Origin of the sequence: Streptomyces sp. NPDC001292 (genome assembly GCF_042896465.1) — a bacterium.
Taxonomy (GTDB): domain Bacteria; phylum Actinomycetota; class Actinomycetes; order Streptomycetales; family Streptomycetaceae; genus Streptomyces.
Window position 1 is genome coordinate 1 of sequence record NZ_JBIAXG010000149.1, and the last position, 1,307, is coordinate 1,307.

Annotated in this window: 2 protein-coding genes; both read right to left on the reverse strand. The window is 66.3% G+C overall.

The genetic code is table 11. From position 1 onward, the window contains the following. On the reverse strand, positions 1 to 860 hold an 860-nt coding region (locus ACFY4A_RS42650), incomplete at its 3' end, for an alpha-amylase family glycosyl hydrolase (protein WP_390834684.1). Further along, the coding region (locus tag ACFY4A_RS42655; protein ID WP_390834685.1) for an alpha-glucosidase C-terminal domain-containing protein at positions 857 to 1,307 on the reverse strand (451 nt) is incomplete at its 5' end. The genes ACFY4A_RS42655 and ACFY4A_RS42650, both read right to left, overlap by 4 nt.

The window sequence follows — 1,307 nt, forward strand, 5'->3', positions numbered from 1 at the left end:
TGGAAGGCCATGTGGCACTCGTCGCCGCCGGTGGTGTAGTCGCCGAAGTAGTCGACGACGTCCTCCGGCCACTGGTTCGCCTCCGCCAGCAGCACCTTGTCGGGGTACTGGGCGTCGATCTCCTTGCGCACCCGCTTCAGGAACTCGTGCGTGGCCGGGAGGTTCTCGCAGTTGGTGCCCTCCTGCTGGTACAGATACGGCACCGCGTCCAGCCGGAAGCCGTCGATGCCCAGGTCCAGCCAGAACTTCAGCGCGGAGATCATCTCCTCCTGGACGGCCGGGTTCTCGTAGTTGAGATCCGGCTGGTGGGAGAAGAACCGGTGCCAGTAGTACTGCTTGCGGACCGGATCGTACGTCCAGTTCGACGCCTCCGTGTCGACGAAGATGATCCGCGCGTCCTGGTACTGCTTGTCGTCGTCGGCCCACACGTAGTAGTCGCCGTAGGGGCCGTCGGGTTCCTTGCGGGACTCCTGGAACCACGGGTGCTGGTCGCTGGTGTGGTTCATGACGAAGTCGATGATCACCCGCATGCCGCGCTGGTGGGCGGCGTCGACGAACTCCACGAAGTCGGCCAGGTCGCCGAACTCCGGGAGCACCGCGGCGTAGTCGGACACGTCGTAGCCGCCGTCCCGGAGCGGGGACTTGAAGAACGGCGGCAGCCACAGGCAGTCGACGCCGAGCCACTGCAGATAGTCGAGCTTGGCGGTCAGGCCCTTCAGGTCGCCGACGCCGTCGCCGTTGCTGTCCTGGAAGGAGCGGACGAGGACCTCGTAGAACACGGCACGCTTGAACCACTCCGGGTCCCGGTCCTGGGCCGGAGTGTCTTCGAAGGTGTCCGGAACGGGCTCATTGACGATCATGTTGTCGGTGACCCTCCGATCTGCGGGGTGGACGGTCGCAGGACGGTGAGGACGTGCGCGGGCCGGTGGCCCGGCTCGAGACGCACATAGTTGGCCCTGCCCCAGTGGTAGGTCTCGCCGGTGAGCTCGTCGCGCACCGGCACCGACTCGTGCCATTCCAGGCCGAGTTGCGGCATGTCCAACGAGACCGTGGCCTCCTGGGTGTGGTGGGGGTCGAGGTTGGCGACCACCAGAACCGTGTTCGATCCGCTCCGCTTCGAGTAGGCGATCACCGCGTCCTTGTCGGCATGGTGGAAGTGCAGGTCCCGCAGCTGCCGCAGGGCCGGACTCCGGCGGCGGATGTCGTTGAGTTTGGTGATGAGGGGGGCGATGGTGCGGCCCTCGCGTTCGGCGGCCGCCCAGTCGCGGGGTTTGAGCTGGTACTTCTCCGAGTCCAGGTACTCCTCG